Source organism: Micromonospora sp. NPDC048169 (genome assembly GCF_040652815.1).
Taxonomy (GTDB): domain Bacteria; phylum Actinomycetota; class Actinomycetes; order Mycobacteriales; family Micromonosporaceae; genus Micromonospora.
On record NZ_JBEZMS010000002.1, the window covers coordinates 267,980 to 280,877 of the forward strand.

Here is a 12,898-nt window from a genome sequence, read left to right on the forward strand (position 1 = left end):
GGTGGAGTCACAGGCCGGTACGGGGCGTGAGAGAGTGACCCTCATGCGTGCTCGCCGTTCCCTCGTCGCCGTCAGCGTCGCGGCCCTCGCCGCGCTCTCTCTCGCCGCCTGTGGCCGCTCCGCCCCGGACGTCGCCGCATACGTCGGCGACACCCGGTACTCGGTCGACCGGGTCGACGCGATCTACGAGGACGCGCAACGGCAGTACGCGGACGCCGTCCGTAGCCAGGCGCCGCAGACGCCCTCGCCGGCGGAGCTGCGGTCCTCGGTGACCCGGCAGGACGTGCTGAACCTGCTGGTCGCGATCGACCTGGGCAAGCGCGTGGCGGCCGAGAAGGGTCTCCAGGTCGCCGACCAGATCTCCCCGGAGCAGCTCCAGCAGGAGCTGCGCATGCCGGCGACCACCGAGTACACGAAGCTGTGGGGCGAGTGGGTCGACCTCTCCGGCACGCTCCAGCAGAGCCTGCCCCCGGCCGACCTCAGCGACGAGTCCCTGATGGCCGTCTACCGGGCCATCGAGAAGACCGGGGCGATCCAGCCGGGCATGAGCGTCGACCAGGTCCGGCAGGCGTTCGGCGAGGCCGGGTTCGTGCGTACCGCCACCGCCCTCAGCAACGCGCTCCAGCAGCAGGCCGAGAAGACGGACGTCCGCGTCAACCCCCGGTTCGGCGTGACCGGCGTGCCGTCGCTCGTGAACACCGGCCAGTCGTTCGTCTTCTACTCCCTGCCGTACGTCAACGAGGAGGGCCCGGTCACCGACATCTCGACGCCCGAGGCGCCGGCCTCCGGTTCGCCGGCTCCCGGAGCCGCATGACCGCGCGCATCGTCCTGCTCGTCACCTCGCCCCGGCTGCCCGCCGGATTGCTGACCTCGGCCGCCTGGGACGCCGTACGCTCCGCTCCGGTCCTCGCCGGTGCGGAGAGCGAGCTGACCCGGGCGGTGCGGACGGCCGGCGCCGAGGTGAACGTGGTGACCGAGGGTGCGACCCCGGCGCTGCTCGACGCCGCGGCGGCGCACGGTGGGGCGGTGTGGCTGGCCGGCCCGACCGGCGACGAGGCGCTGGCCCGCGAACTCGGCCTGCGGCTGGCCCGCGAGCCCGCCCTGGCCGAACTGGAGCTGATGTACGGCTCGTGGGACCCGCCCGGCGCCCGGCTGCTCGACGCGGTCGAGGTGATGGACCGGCTGGCCTCGCCGGGCGGCGACCCGTGGAAGCGGGCACAGACCCACCGCACCCTGGCCCGGTTCCTGCTGGAGGAGTGCTACGAGGCGTACGACGCGATCAGCGCCGACGACACCGACGCGCTCCGCGAGGAACTGGGCGACGTCCTGCTCCAGGTGCTGCTGCACGCCCGGCTGGCGGAGAACCTGCCGGAGGGCAAGAGCTGGACCGTCGACGACGTGGCGGGGACCCTGGTCGACAAGATGGTGCGGCGTAACCCGCACGTCTTCTCCGGCGAGCCGGCCGGCTCGATCGAGGAGATCGAGGCGAACTGGGAGCGGATCAAGCGGGCCGAGAAGACCCGCGAATCGGTGCTCGACGGCATCGCGCTGAGCCAGCCCGCGCTCTCGCTGGCCGCGAAGATCCTGGACCGTGCCGGCCGGGTCGGCCTGGCCGTACCGCCCCCGCTTGCCGAGTCGCAGGTGGACCCGGAGGCCCGGCTGGGAGCGAGCCTGCTCGCAACTGTCGCCGCCGCACGGCAGGCCGGCATCGACCCGGAGGCCGCCCTGCGGCGGGCCACCCTGGCGTACGCCGAAGCCGTCCGAGCCGCCGAACGCCACACCCCCACCAGCCCCGCCTAGCCCCTCCGCGCCCCACCCCCCTTGCCCTTCCCTGCCCTCCCTTGGCGATCTTGCACTTTCGGCCCGAGCGGTGCCCGCAAATGCCCGATCTGCCCGGGCGCAAAGTGCAAGATCGCCGAGCCGACCGCCCCCGCCCAGCCGCGCCTCCCGGAAGGCGAGACTCGCCGTTCGTATCGCGGGATCAGCGGAGATCTTGGTACGAAAGTGCCCCTATAGGGGCCGTTTCCGTCCAAGATCTACGTCGGCCTTGGGCGCGCTCGCGCCCACCAGCCAGCGCGTCGAGGGCCGGCGGCAGCGCCGGCACGGGCCGTCCAGCTGACTCGCCGTGGTGATCAAGGAGTTTGTGTCGTCGGGGGGCGCTGAGCGGGACGCAAACTCCTTGATCAACGCGGAGGGGCGGGGAGGGCGCGGGGAGGGCGCGGAGGGAGCGGAGGTCGGTAGGGTCGGGGGATGGAGTCGTTCGTGCCGCTGGCGGAGCGGATCGTGGAGGCGTTGCTGGAGAGCCGGCCCGGGCTGGCCACCTTCGCCGGGGACCACCGTTACGACGACCGCCTGCCCGACCTCTCCGCCGATGCCCTCGCGGCCGACCAGGCGATGCTCAAGGACGCCGCCGACGCGCTCGCGGAAATCGACCCGGACGCGCTCGACCCGGCGGAGAGCGTCGACCACGCGCTGCTCACCAGCCTCGTCGACAGGGGTCTGTTCGAGGCCGGCGAGATCCGCGGCCACGAGTGGGATCCGCTGCGCCACAACCCGGGACCACTGCTGCACGCCCTGCTGGCCCGTCCCTTCGCCCCGGCCGAGGAGCGCCTGACCAGCCTGGTCGGGCGCCTGTCGGCCGTACCCGACGCGCTGTCGACAGCGCGCGCGACGCTGCGGGACATGCCGCGGGTCCACGCGGAGACGGCGGTCGGGCAGTTCACCGGTACGGCGGCGCTGATCCGCGACGAGGTGCCCGGGTTGCTGGCCGAGGCGCCGGCGCTGCGTGAGCGGGTCGGCGCGGCGGCCACCGACGCGATCGCCGCGCTGGAGGAGTTCGTGGCCTGGCTGCGGCAGGGCCTGGCCGCCGACGCCGGCCCGGGGCGTGACCCGCGGCTGGGCCGGCGGCGGTGGGAGGCGCGGCTGTGGCACACGCTCGACACCGAGCTGAGCGCCGCCGAGGTGCAGCGCCGCGCCTGGGCCAACCTCGACCGGGTCACCGAGGAGATCCGCGCGGCGTCGGTCGAGCTGGTCGGTGGTCCGGCCGACGACGAGACGGTACGCCGGGCGCTGGACCTGCTGGCCGCCGAGCATCCGGACGACGCCACGATCGTCGACCTGGCCTCGGTGACGCTGGACGAGGCGAGTGACTTCGTCCGCCACCACGACCTGGTCAGCATGGTCGGCGACCCGTGCGTCATCCAGGAGATGCCGGAGTTCGCGCGGGGCGTGGCGGTGGCCTACTGCGACTCGCCGGGCCCGCTGGAGACGGCCGACGTGCCGACCTTCTACTGCATCTCGCCCACCCCGGCGGACTGGCCGGCGCAGCGGATCGAGTCGTTCTACCGGGAGTACAACGACCACATGATCCGCAACCTGACGGTGCACGAGGCGATGCCCGGCCACTTCCTCCAGCTCGCGCACGCCCGCCGGTACGACGGCCCGACCCGGGTACGCGCGCTCACCGAGTCGGGTGTGTTCGTCGAGGGCTGGGCGGTCTACGCCGAGGAGTTGATGGCCGGGCTCGGCTTCGGCGGCCTGCCGGTGCGGTTGCAGCAGCTCAAGATGCAGCTCCGGATGACCATCAACGCGCTGCTCGACCAGCTCGTGCACTGCGACGACCTGCCCGAGTCCGAGGCGATGGCGTTGATGACCGGGCGTGGCTTCCAGGAGGAGGGCGAGGCGGCCGGCAAGTGGCGGCGGGCGCTGCTCACCTCGACGCAGCTGTCCACGTACTTCGTCGGCTACAGCGAGATGGCCGACATCGCCGCCGCGCGGCCGGACGGCGTGCCGCTGCGTGACTGGCACGACGCCATGCTGGCGCACGACTGCCCGCCGCCGCGCCACCTGCGGACGCTGCTGGGGGTGTGAGGGCTCACCGGCGGGCGGCGACCGCGTCGATCAGCCAGCGCGACAGCGAGTACGCGGGCGGCAGCTCGGCGGGCAGCGCGTCGACCGGGAACCAGCGCGCCTCGGTCAGCTCGGTGCCGTCGGGCGCCGGTTCGGCGGCCGGGTCGGTCACCTCGGCGGTGAACCCGGTGAGCAGCGTGCCCGGCCCGGACAGCGCCCACGGCTGGCTGTCCACGTAGGCCGGTCGCCGCAGGGTCAGGCCGACCTCCTCGGCGACCTCGCGGTGCACCGCCGCCTCCAGCGACTCGCCCGCCTCGACGAACCCGGCAACGAGCGCCCACAGCTGCGTCGGTCCGTGCGCGTGGCGGACCAGCAGCAGCTCGTCGGCGCCACCGGCCGGGCCGGGGCGGGTGATCGCGGTCAGCACCGCGACGGACAGGGGGAGGAACGAGGTGAGTTCGCACTCCGGGCAACGCCGCGCGGTCTCGCCCGGCACGTCGGCCAGTTCGGCCCGGCACGCGCCGCACCACCTGTGCGTACGCCGCCAGGTGACCACGGCGAGCGCCCGCCCGGCCAGGTCGGCGCGGGGTGCCGGTAGTTCGGCGGCGAGGCCGCGCCAGCTGCGCCACCGGCCGGGCAGCGACTCCGGATCGGTCACCTCGGCGGCCCACGCCGGTGTGCCGTCGAGCGTGCCGACCGGCGTCCAGGCGAGGTCGCCGGGCAGCGCGCCGATCCGCAGCGGCTGCTCGTCCGGGCCGGTCAGCAGCTTCCGTCCGGACACCGGCAGCGCCAGGTCGTCGCGCCGCGGCGGCCGCCCGTGATCGGCAGCGGGCAGGAATCCGGCGCGCGCCGGGCGAGCGCCGGTGGCCCGGGCCTCGGCCTCGGACGGGGGACCGTCGGGCGGGGTCACGACGTGGTGGGGCGGCGGTCCACCACACCGGCGCCGGCCGGCACGGCGAACGCGGCGGCCTCGACGCTCTCGGTGTAGCGACTCAGCGTCACCTCGGCGGGCTTGCCGTCGAGCGTGCCGGAGAAGCTCCCCAGCACGCCTTCGGTCGTCACGCAGGCGCTGAAGCGTTCCCCGCTGTGGGTGACGTCGACGCAGGTGGCGTGGCGGCCGGCGAGCGTGGTGTCGCTCTGCTCGATGACCGCTTCCGGATCGAGCGCCGCCGCGGTGAGCAGCCGGATCACCGCGGGCGGCGTGACGAGGCCCTCCTTGCGCGCCTCGTCGTAGACGACCACCGACGGCTTGCCGGCGGTGAGCACGGGCGGCGAGACGGTGCAGGAGGTGCGGGCGGCGGTGCTCGCGCACCGGGTCACCGACTCCTGCGTCACCGTGATCTTGCCGCCCGGCCAGGTGTACGTGGAGCGCAGCGGCTTCTTCGTCTGCGCGATCGAGGCGGTCCGGCCGCCGTCGATCTGGTAGTCGGCGGCCCAGGTCTGCTCCAGCGCCCGGTCCATCCGCGCGGCGAGGTCGTTGACCAGGTCGGAGCGGCCGAGCGCGACGTTCGCGTCGTCCAGGGCCTGGCAGCCGGTGACCGAGAGCGACGCGATGACCGAGGCGGCGAGCACGCGGAGAGTCGTCGTGGCGGCAGGCATGATGCCCAGCCTTGTCGATCGGCGCAACGTCTCGCAAACCGGTTGCCGGTTGACGACCGGTAATCCGGGAATGTCCGTCTCAGCAGGCGCGTCGAGGGCTGCCCCGAGCGGCGTGCGGCGGGGCGGGGACCGATACGCTGCGTTCAACACCTGCCTCAGCCGCACCGTCGCGGCCCATACGGACCGGAACCACACAAACGAGGAGCGACTCAGTGGCAACCATCGAGGGAATCGTCGCCCGGGAGATCCTGGACTCGCGGGGCAACCCGACGGTCGAGGTCGAGGTCGGGCTCGACGACGGCACGATCGCCCGCGCCGCGGTGCCGTCCGGCGCCTCCACCGGCGCCTTCGAGGCGGTCGAGCTGCGCGACGGTGACTCCGACCGCTACCTGGGCAAGGGTGTCGAGAAGGCCGTCGCCAACATCGAGGACCGGATCGTCGACCAGCTCATCGGCTACGAGGCCAGCGAGCAGCGGCTGATCGACCAGAAGATGATCGACATCGACGGCTCGGACAACAAGGGCGAGCTGGGCGCGAACGCCATCCTCGGCGTCTCCCTGGCCGTGGCCAAGGCCGCCGCGGGCAGCGCCGAGCTGAGCCTGTTCCGCTACCTGGGCGGCCCGAACGCGCACCTGCTCCCGGTGCCGATGATGAACATCCTCAACGGTGGCGCGCACGCCGACTCGAACGTCGACATCCAGGAGTTCATGATCGCGCCGATCGGCGCGCCGACGTTCCGGGACGCGCTGCGCTCGGGCGCCGAGGTCTACCACGCGCTGAAGTCGGTGCTGAAGAAGAAGGACCTGTCGACCGGCCTGGGTGACGAGGGCGGCTTCGCCCCGAACCTGCCCACGAACGCCGCCGCGCTGGACCTGATCGCCGAGGCGGTGGAGAAGGCCGGCTACCGGCTCGGCACCGACATCGTCTTCGCGCTCGACGTGGCCGCCACCGAGTTCTTCGACAACGGCACCTACACGTTCGAGGGCAGCGCCAAGAGCGCCGAGGAGATGAGCAACTACTACACCAAGCTGGCCGGCGACTACCCGATCGTGTCGATCGAGGACCCGCTGGCCGAGGACGACTGGAGCGGCTGGGCCACCCTCACCGCCGCGCTCGGCGACCGGATCCAGATCGTCGGCGACGACCTGTTCGTGACCAACCCGCAGCGCATCGCCCGGGGCATCGCCGAGCAGGCCGCAAACGCGGTGCTGGTCAAGGTCAACCAGATCGGCTCGCTCACCGAGACGCTCGACGCCGTCGACCTGGCCCACCGGGCCGGCTTCAAGTGCATGATGAGCCACCGTTCCGGCGAGACCGAGGACACCACGATCGCCGACCTGGCCGTCGCCACCGGCTGCGGGCAGATCAAGACGGGCGCACCGGCCCGCTCGGACCGCGTGGCCAAGTACAACCAGCTCCTGCGGATCGAGGAGGAACTGGCCGACGCGGCGCGGTACGCCGGGGCGGGCGCCTTCCCGCGCTACCGTTCGGCCTGAGCGAGCGCTCCGGGGGAGGGGTGTGACGATGCAGCAGCGCCGCACACCGGGTGGCCAGCGGCCCGCCCGTCGGCCGGGTCAGCCCGGCCGGGCGGGCGGGGCCCGGGTCCGGTCCACGGCACGCGACAACGGCGTCCGCGCGGAGGCGCGCGCCGCCGGCCGGTCACCGGGCGCGTCCCGTGCCACCGACGGCGTACGTCCCGCGAGCCGTCCCGCCGCGGCCCGGCGTACCGCCGCCGGTGGTCCGGTCAAGCGGCTCACCGCACCCCAACCCCGGCGCTTCACCGGGCGCGCCACAGTGCTGTTCGCGGTGCTGATCGCGCTCGCGCTGGCGTACACCTATCCGGTCCGGGTCTACCTGGACCAGCAGGCCGACATCGAGCGGATGGAGGCGTCCCAGGCCGAACAGCGGCGGCTGATCGAGAGCCTGACCGCCGAGGCGGCCAAGTGGAAGGACGACGCCTACGTCGAGACGAAGGCGCGGGAGCGTTTCTTCATGGTCCGGCCGGGTGAGACGGCGCTGGTGGTGCTGCGGGACCCGGACGGCGCGGCCAGGGACGCCGGCAAGGGCACGACCCAGGGGGCACCGAAACCGCCCGAGCCCTGGTACGACACCCTGTGGGGGAGCGTGCAGGCGGCGAACGCCGAGCGCCCCGACAAGTGAGCTTTGATTCGAGAGGCACTTCCTTGAGCGTCGTACCACCGCAGGAGCCGGCGGCGGACTCCGTACCCCCGCCGGAGCGCCAGCCGGCCACCGAGGCCGACCTGGCCACGGTGGCCGCGCAGCTCGGACGCCCGCCGCGCGGCACCCGCGCGGTGGCCCACAGGTGTCCCTGCGGCCTGCCCGACGTGGTGGAGACGACGCCCCGGCTGGCCGACGGCACGCCGTTCCCGACGCTGTTCTACCTGACCTGCCCGCGTGCCACAGCGGCGTGCAGCCGGCTGGAGTCGGCCGGGCTGATGAAGGAGATGGCCGAGCGGCTGGCGGAGGATCCGGAGCTGGCCGCGCGGTACCGGGCGGCCCACGAGGACTACCTGGCTCGCCGGGAGGCGATCGGCGAGGTGCCGGAGATCGCCGGCATCTCGGCCGGCGGCATGCCGGGGCGGGTGAAGTGCCTGCACGTGCACCTCGGGCACGCGCTCGCGGCCGGGCCGGGGGTCAACCCGTTCGGCGATGAGACCCTCGCCCTGGTGGAGAAGTGGTGGGCGGCCGGCCCCTGCGTGGACGTGCCCGCGGTCCAGTGAGATGAGCACCGACGAGATCACTGTGCGCCGGGCCCGCACCACCGACGTACGCGGCATCCGGCGGCTCGTGGACACCTACACCGACGACCGCCGGCTGCTCAGCAAGGCGACTGTGACGCTGTACGAGGACGTGCAGGAGTTCCGGGTCGCGGTGACCTCGGACGGCACGGTGGTCGGCTGCGGCGCGCTGCACGTCATGTGGGAGGACCTGGCGGAGATCCGGACGGTGGCCGTCGACCCGTCCTGCCGGGGCCACAAGATCGGGCACCGGATCGTCGGCGGGCTGATCGACGCGGCGCGGGAACTGGGCATCGCCCGGATCTTCGTGCTGACGTTCGAGACCGGCTTCTTCGGCTCGTTCGGCTTCCGCGAGATCGACGGCGCACCCGTCCCGCAGCCCGTCTACGAGCAGCTCCTGCGCTCGTACGACGAGGGCGTGGCCGAGTTCCTGGACCTGGAACGGGTCAAGCCCAACACGCTCGGCAACACCCGAATGCTGCTGCGCCTCTGAGGTTCAGGGCGCTTGCCGGCGATCATGAAGTTGGCGGCGTCCGGCGTCCGGTTTGTCGCCGCCAACCTCATGATCGCGCGGGGGTGGGGGCGGGCTGCCGTAGGGTGGGCGCCGTGAGTGCGCGTGTGGCAGCCATCGACTGCGGGACCAACTCGATCCGACTGCTGATCGCCGACCTGCCCGAGGCGTCGGCCGGGGAGGCGGCGCCACTGGTGGACGTCTCGCGGCGGATGGAGATCGTGCGGCTGGGGCAGGGCGTCGACCAGACCGGAATGCTCGCGCCCGAGGCGATCGAGCGGACCCGGGTGGCGCTCGCCGACTACGCGGCGGAGATCGAGAAGTCCGGCGCCGAGCGGGTGCGCATGTGCGCCACCTCGGCCTCCCGCGACGCCTCCAACGCCGCCGACTTCCGCGCCATGGTCGAGCGCACGCTCGGCGTACCGCCCGAGGTGGTGACCGGCGACGAGGAGGCACGGCTGTCGTTCACCGGCGCGGTGCGCGGCCTGCCCGCCGACGCCGAACCGCCGTACCTGGTGGTCGACATCGGCGGCGGCTCGACCGAGTTCGTCGTCGGCACCCGCGCCGACGGCGTGCGGGGGGCGATCTCGGTGGACATCGGCTGCGTCCGGATGACCGAACGGCACCTGCACGGCGACCCGCCGACAGCGGCGCAGATCGCCGCCGCCGAGGCCGACATCGCCGCCGCCGTCGACCGCGCGCTCGCCGCCGTGCCCGGCCGCGAGGCCGCCACGCTGGTCGGGCTCGCCGGTTCGGTCACCACAGTGGTCGCGCTGGCCGAAGGGCTCCGGGAGTACGACCCCAGCCGCATCCACCACGCCCGGGTCTCGTACGAGCAGGTGGCCGAGGTGACCGCCGACCTGCTCGGCAAGAGCAGTGAGCAGCGGCTGGCGTACCCGGTGATGCACCCGGGGCGGGCCGACGTGATCGGCGCGGGCGCGCTGGTGCTGCGGGTGATCATGGAGCGGGCCGGGATGCAGTCGGTGGTCGCCTCCGAGCACGACATCCTCGACGGCATCGCCTGGAGTCTGGCGGCGACCTCGAGATAGGTGGTTCCCCTGCGTGCGGCCGGTATGATTTCCATATGGTCACCACTGTCAATCTTCCTGACGGACTGCACGAACGGCTCAAGCAGCTTGCCGAGCAGGAGCACCGGTCGATGAACGCCACCATCGTCGTGGCCGTCGAGGAGTACGTCTCGGCGCGCAATCATCGTGCCCGCGTGCGGGATCTTGCGCGGGAGGTTGCGGAGCGTGACGCTGAGCTGCTGCGGCGGTTGGCGGAGTGATCAACTACCTCGAGGTCGACGACCTCGTGGAGATCGCCTCGATCGTGTTGGGTGAGACGCCGCAGGTCCGTGATTTCGGTCTGCTCTCGTCGGCGGTGGTCCGCCCGGCCACCGTGGCGTTCGGCCAGGAGGCTTATCCCGATCTCTGGACCAAGGCCGCCGCGCTGCTGCACTCGGTCTGCATGAACCACGCGTTGATTGATGGGAACAAGCGTCTCGCCTGGGCGGCGGGGCGGGTGTTTCTGGCCCTCAACGAGGTGCCGATCCAGGATGTCGACGTCGATCAGGCCGAGGCTCTCGTGATGTCGGTGGCCGGCGGCACCCTGACCGAGGTCTCCGACATCGCCCGTGAGCTTCGCAAGCTCTACGTCTGAGCCATCAAGTCTCGCCTAGCCCTCGTCCGCGTTTCCGTGGCGGTGATCAAGGAGTTTGTGTCTGGTCGGGGCGCCGGTGAGAACACGAACTCCTTGGTCAACGGGACGGGCGGGGTTAGTCCGTCGCCAGGTCGGGGCGGTGTTCCTTGATCCACTTCTCGACGTCCGACTTTCGCCAGATCTGGCCCATCCTGAGCACCTGATAGGGCGCGGGGAAGTCACGACGCGAGGCAACCACTGACGCGCGGGCACGCGAGACGCCACCGAGCATGTCTCGAATCTCAGCGATACCCACGAACTCGACCACCCCTTGACGGTAGGTAGCAGCGATTGTCTCGCGATCGGTAACAGCGATAGGGGTTGACGATCGATAACAGCGCGAGCACGATCGGGGGATGACCGTGAGGAACTGTTCTCCCGTACCCGATCGCAGTCGCCGGGTCGTGCGGCCGCACGTACCGATGCGGCCCCTGTGGTTGTGCCGGGTGTGCGCGGCCCCCTGGCCGTGCCAGCCGGCCCGCCTGTTGCTGCTGCTGGACTACCGGCGGGACCGCGTCGCCCTGTCGATCCACATGGCGGGCTGCCTGTTCGATGCCACCGCCGACCTGCTGCGCGCCAACCCGAATCCGGCCGACCTGTTCGAGCGTTTCATCGGGTGGACCGCCCGCCGGTAGGTGCTGTGTCATTGACGGTAGTGTGCATAGCGCACTAGTGTGCTGAGCGTGGATACCACGCAGCTCCTCAAAGGCGTGCTCGACCTGGCGGTGCTCGCCGTGCTCAAGGACGAGGACGGGTACGGCTACGACATCCTGCGGCGGCTGCGCGAGGCCGGCCTCACCGAGGTCGGTGACGCCTCGGTCTACGGCACGCTGCGCCGGCTGTTCGCGGCCGGCCTGCTCACCACGTACGTGGTGCCGAGCGAGTCCGGGCCGCACCGCAAGTACTACTCGTTGAACGCCGCCGGGCGTGACCAGCTCACCCGCTCCGGCAAGACCTGGCGCTCGTTCGCCACCACCATGGACGCACTGCTCGACGATCGGGGGATGGCGGCATGACCGTCACTGGGCAGGAGATCACGGACTACGTCGACCGGGTACGCGCCGCGCTCGCCGACCTGCCGCCGGAGGTCCGCGACGAGCTGACCGAGGACCTGCCGGAACACCTCGCCGAGGTGGCCGCCGAGGGCGACGGCGCGCTCGTGGACCGGCTGGGCACCCCCGAGGCGTACGCGGCCGAGCTGCGTGCCGCCGCCGGCGCCGGGGAGGGGCGGCGACCGGCGCGCTTCCACCGGCTGGCCGAGGCGCGGGAGCAGGCGGCCGCTCAGATCCGTCTGCTGGATCGTCAGCTCGGCCCGCTGCTCGGGCACGAGACGGTGAGCGACTTCCTGCGTCCGCTGCGCCCGGCCTGGTGGCTGGTGCGCGGCTGGCTGGCCGCGCTGCTGATCAGCGTGATGGTGGACGGTGGCCGGCCCGGTCTGCTGCCCCGGCCGAACGACAACGCGTCGGCCGGCCTGCTACTGCTCATCGGCGCGGTGGTCGCGTCACTGTGGCTCGGCCGCCGTTCCGTGGCCTTCACCGGTTGGCCGCGCCGCCTGCACCGGCTGGGTACGGCCGGGCTGCTGCTCTTCGGCTTCACGGTGCTCGTCGATGTGGACCGGAACGCCAGTTCCGACGTCTACAGCGGCTACGAGCAGACGTCGGTGGACCACCGGTACGACCGGATCGAGGACGTCTTCGTCTATGACCAGCAGGGGCGGCTGATCCGCGACGCACGGCTCTTCGACCAGAACGGCGTGCCGATCACGCTCGGCTGGCCGAGCTGCATGGCCGACACGGGCGCGGTGCTGGAGATGCGTAACACCTACCCGTACTGCCCAGAGCTGGCACCGTTCGGCCCGCCGGTCTCGCCGTCGATCGCCCCGCCCGCACCCGCGCCCACGGACAGCATCACCCCATCCGCGGCCCCGCCGCCCGCCCCGTCCACCCCCAGTGCTTCCCCGGAACCCACGTCAACCCCCTGAGTGCGCTCGACCGCGCGAGATCTTGGAAGGAAACGGCCCTCATGAGGGCCGCAATCTTCCAAGATCTCGCGCGGAGCCGCTGTCAGGCGATGGCGGCGATGTCACCGTCGTCGAAGTAGATCGCCTGGTGGAGCCGGCCGCCCAGCGCTGCGGCGAACCGCGCCACCACCTCCTGGCCGGAGATCTTCCCCTGCTCGATCTGGGAGACCCGTCCCTTGGTGACGCCCATCCGGTCGGCGACCTGCTGCTGGGTCAGGCCGCGCGCCCGCCGTACCTCCGCGAGGCGGTGACCGATGACCTCCGCGAGAAGTTCCTGCTTACCCGCATCGACCGCCTCTTCCCCGCCGGCCCGGGCGACGTGGTCGGCGCGGATGTCCTGCCACCGGGAGTAGTCGCTCATGCCTTCCCCTCCTCTCGTGCCCGGTCCTTGACAAGGTCGATCACCTGCACCACCCGCGCGTGGGTGGACGCGTCGAGAGTGTCGAGCCGGCGTGTGTA

At 72.2% G+C, this 12,898-nt stretch carries 17 protein-coding genes; 13 read left to right on the forward strand and 4 right to left on the reverse strand.

The features are described from left to right. Nucleotides 1-43 precede the first annotated feature (43 nt). The 3 genes from AB0D28_RS03205 (at nucleotide 44) to AB0D28_RS03215 (ending at nucleotide 3,870) form a co-directional block, all read left to right on the forward strand. Complete coding sequence (locus AB0D28_RS03205; RefSeq protein WP_357381654.1) at nucleotides 44-814, forward strand: hypothetical protein; 771 nt, start codon at nucleotides 44-46, stop codon at nucleotides 812-814. Further along, entirely contained in the window at nucleotides 811-1,800 is a 990-nt protein-coding gene (locus tag AB0D28_RS03210) for a nucleoside triphosphate pyrophosphohydrolase (RefSeq protein ID WP_357381656.1), read from the forward strand. Before AB0D28_RS03205 ends, AB0D28_RS03210 begins: the two co-directional genes overlap by 4 nt. Before the next feature lie 450 nt (nucleotides 1,801-2,250). Continuing rightward, nucleotides 2,251-3,870 carry a DUF885 domain-containing protein gene (locus AB0D28_RS03215; protein WP_357381658.1) on the forward strand — a complete coding sequence of 540 codons (1,620 nt, stop codon included), beginning with the start codon at nucleotides 2,251-2,253 and terminating at the stop codon, nucleotides 3,868-3,870. A gap of 4 nt (nucleotides 3,871-3,874) precedes the next feature. On the opposite strand, the gene AB0D28_RS03220 is transcribed toward AB0D28_RS03215, so the two are convergent. Beyond that, nucleotides 3,875-4,759 (reverse strand): NUDIX domain-containing protein, encoded by an 885-nt coding sequence (locus tag AB0D28_RS03220; protein ID WP_357381661.1) that lies wholly within the window; start codon nucleotides 4,757-4,759, stop codon nucleotides 3,875-3,877. Beyond that, nucleotides 4,756-5,448: a hypothetical protein gene (locus AB0D28_RS03225; RefSeq protein ID WP_357381663.1), complete on the reverse strand. Its 693-nt coding sequence runs from the start codon at nucleotides 5,446-5,448 to the stop codon at nucleotides 4,756-4,758. The genes AB0D28_RS03220 and AB0D28_RS03225 overlap by 4 nt, the downstream gene beginning before the upstream one ends. A 212-nt stretch (nucleotides 5,449-5,660) precedes the next feature. Here AB0D28_RS03225 and eno point away from each other — a divergent pair, with 212 nt between their 5' ends. From eno to AB0D28_RS03260, 7 genes are all read left to right on the forward strand, one after another. After that, complete coding sequence (gene eno, locus AB0D28_RS03230; protein WP_357381665.1) at nucleotides 5,661-6,944, forward strand: phosphopyruvate hydratase; 1,284 nt, start codon at nucleotides 5,661-5,663, stop codon at nucleotides 6,942-6,944. Nucleotides 6,945-6,972: 28 nt separating this feature from the next. Continuing rightward, nucleotides 6,973-7,608, forward strand: a complete 636-nt coding sequence (locus AB0D28_RS03235; RefSeq protein WP_357381806.1) for a septum formation initiator family protein — start codon at nucleotides 6,973-6,975, stop codon at nucleotides 7,606-7,608. 23 nt (nucleotides 7,609-7,631) lie between these two features. Next, nucleotides 7,632-8,189: a DUF501 domain-containing protein gene (locus tag AB0D28_RS03240; RefSeq protein ID WP_357381667.1), complete on the forward strand. Its 558-nt coding sequence runs from the start codon at nucleotides 7,632-7,634 to the stop codon at nucleotides 8,187-8,189. Between the two features lies 1 nt (nucleotide 8,190). Continuing rightward, nucleotides 8,191-8,700, forward strand: a complete 510-nt coding sequence (locus tag AB0D28_RS03245) for an amino-acid N-acetyltransferase (protein WP_357381670.1) — start codon at nucleotides 8,191-8,193, stop codon at nucleotides 8,698-8,700. A 125-nt stretch (nucleotides 8,701-8,825) separates the two neighbouring features. After that, nucleotides 8,826-9,767 (forward strand): Ppx/GppA phosphatase family protein, encoded by a 942-nt coding sequence (locus AB0D28_RS03250; RefSeq protein ID WP_357381808.1) that lies wholly within the window; start codon nucleotides 8,826-8,828, stop codon nucleotides 9,765-9,767. Between the two features lie 35 nt (nucleotides 9,768-9,802). Continuing rightward, on the forward strand, nucleotides 9,803-10,006 hold the full coding sequence (locus tag AB0D28_RS03255; RefSeq protein ID WP_013731632.1) for an Arc family DNA-binding protein: 204 nt from the start codon (nucleotides 9,803-9,805) through the stop codon (nucleotides 10,004-10,006). Beyond that, on the forward strand, nucleotides 10,003-10,380 hold the full coding sequence (locus tag AB0D28_RS03260) for a Fic family protein (RefSeq protein WP_357381672.1): 378 nt from the start codon (nucleotides 10,003-10,005) through the stop codon (nucleotides 10,378-10,380). Before AB0D28_RS03255 ends, AB0D28_RS03260 begins: the two co-directional genes overlap by 4 nt. A gap of 115 nt (nucleotides 10,381-10,495) precedes the next feature. Here AB0D28_RS03260 and AB0D28_RS03265 read toward each other — a convergent pair whose 3' ends face one another. Then, the gene (locus tag AB0D28_RS03265; RefSeq protein ID WP_121686518.1) at nucleotides 10,496-10,675 is read right to left on the reverse strand and encodes a hypothetical protein; all 180 of its coding nucleotides are present in this window, start codon (nucleotides 10,673-10,675) and stop codon (nucleotides 10,496-10,498) included. Nucleotides 10,676-10,865: 190 nt separating this feature from the next. On the opposite strand from AB0D28_RS03265, the gene AB0D28_RS03270 reads away from it, so the two are divergent. The 3 genes from AB0D28_RS03270 to AB0D28_RS03280 are packed head-to-tail and all read left to right on the forward strand — an operon-like array spanning nucleotide 10,866 to nucleotide 12,400. After that, nucleotides 10,866-11,054 (forward strand): hypothetical protein, encoded by a 189-nt coding sequence (locus tag AB0D28_RS03270; protein WP_357381674.1) that lies wholly within the window; start codon nucleotides 10,866-10,868, stop codon nucleotides 11,052-11,054. 48 nt (nucleotides 11,055-11,102) lie between these two features. Next, nucleotides 11,103-11,435: a PadR family transcriptional regulator gene (locus AB0D28_RS03275; RefSeq protein ID WP_030271259.1), complete on the forward strand. Its 333-nt coding sequence runs from the start codon at nucleotides 11,103-11,105 to the stop codon at nucleotides 11,433-11,435. After that, nucleotides 11,432-12,400, forward strand: coding sequence for a hypothetical protein (locus AB0D28_RS03280; RefSeq protein WP_357381677.1), 969 nt, complete (start codon nucleotides 11,432-11,434; stop codon nucleotides 12,398-12,400). The genes AB0D28_RS03275 and AB0D28_RS03280 overlap by 4 nt, the downstream gene beginning before the upstream one ends. Before the next feature lie 82 nt (nucleotides 12,401-12,482). Here AB0D28_RS03280 and AB0D28_RS03285 read toward each other — a convergent pair whose 3' ends face one another. Continuing rightward, nucleotides 12,483-12,800: a helix-turn-helix transcriptional regulator gene (locus tag AB0D28_RS03285; RefSeq protein WP_047891389.1), complete on the reverse strand. Its 318-nt coding sequence runs from the start codon at nucleotides 12,798-12,800 to the stop codon at nucleotides 12,483-12,485. Nucleotides 12,801-12,898 lie beyond the last annotated feature (98 nt).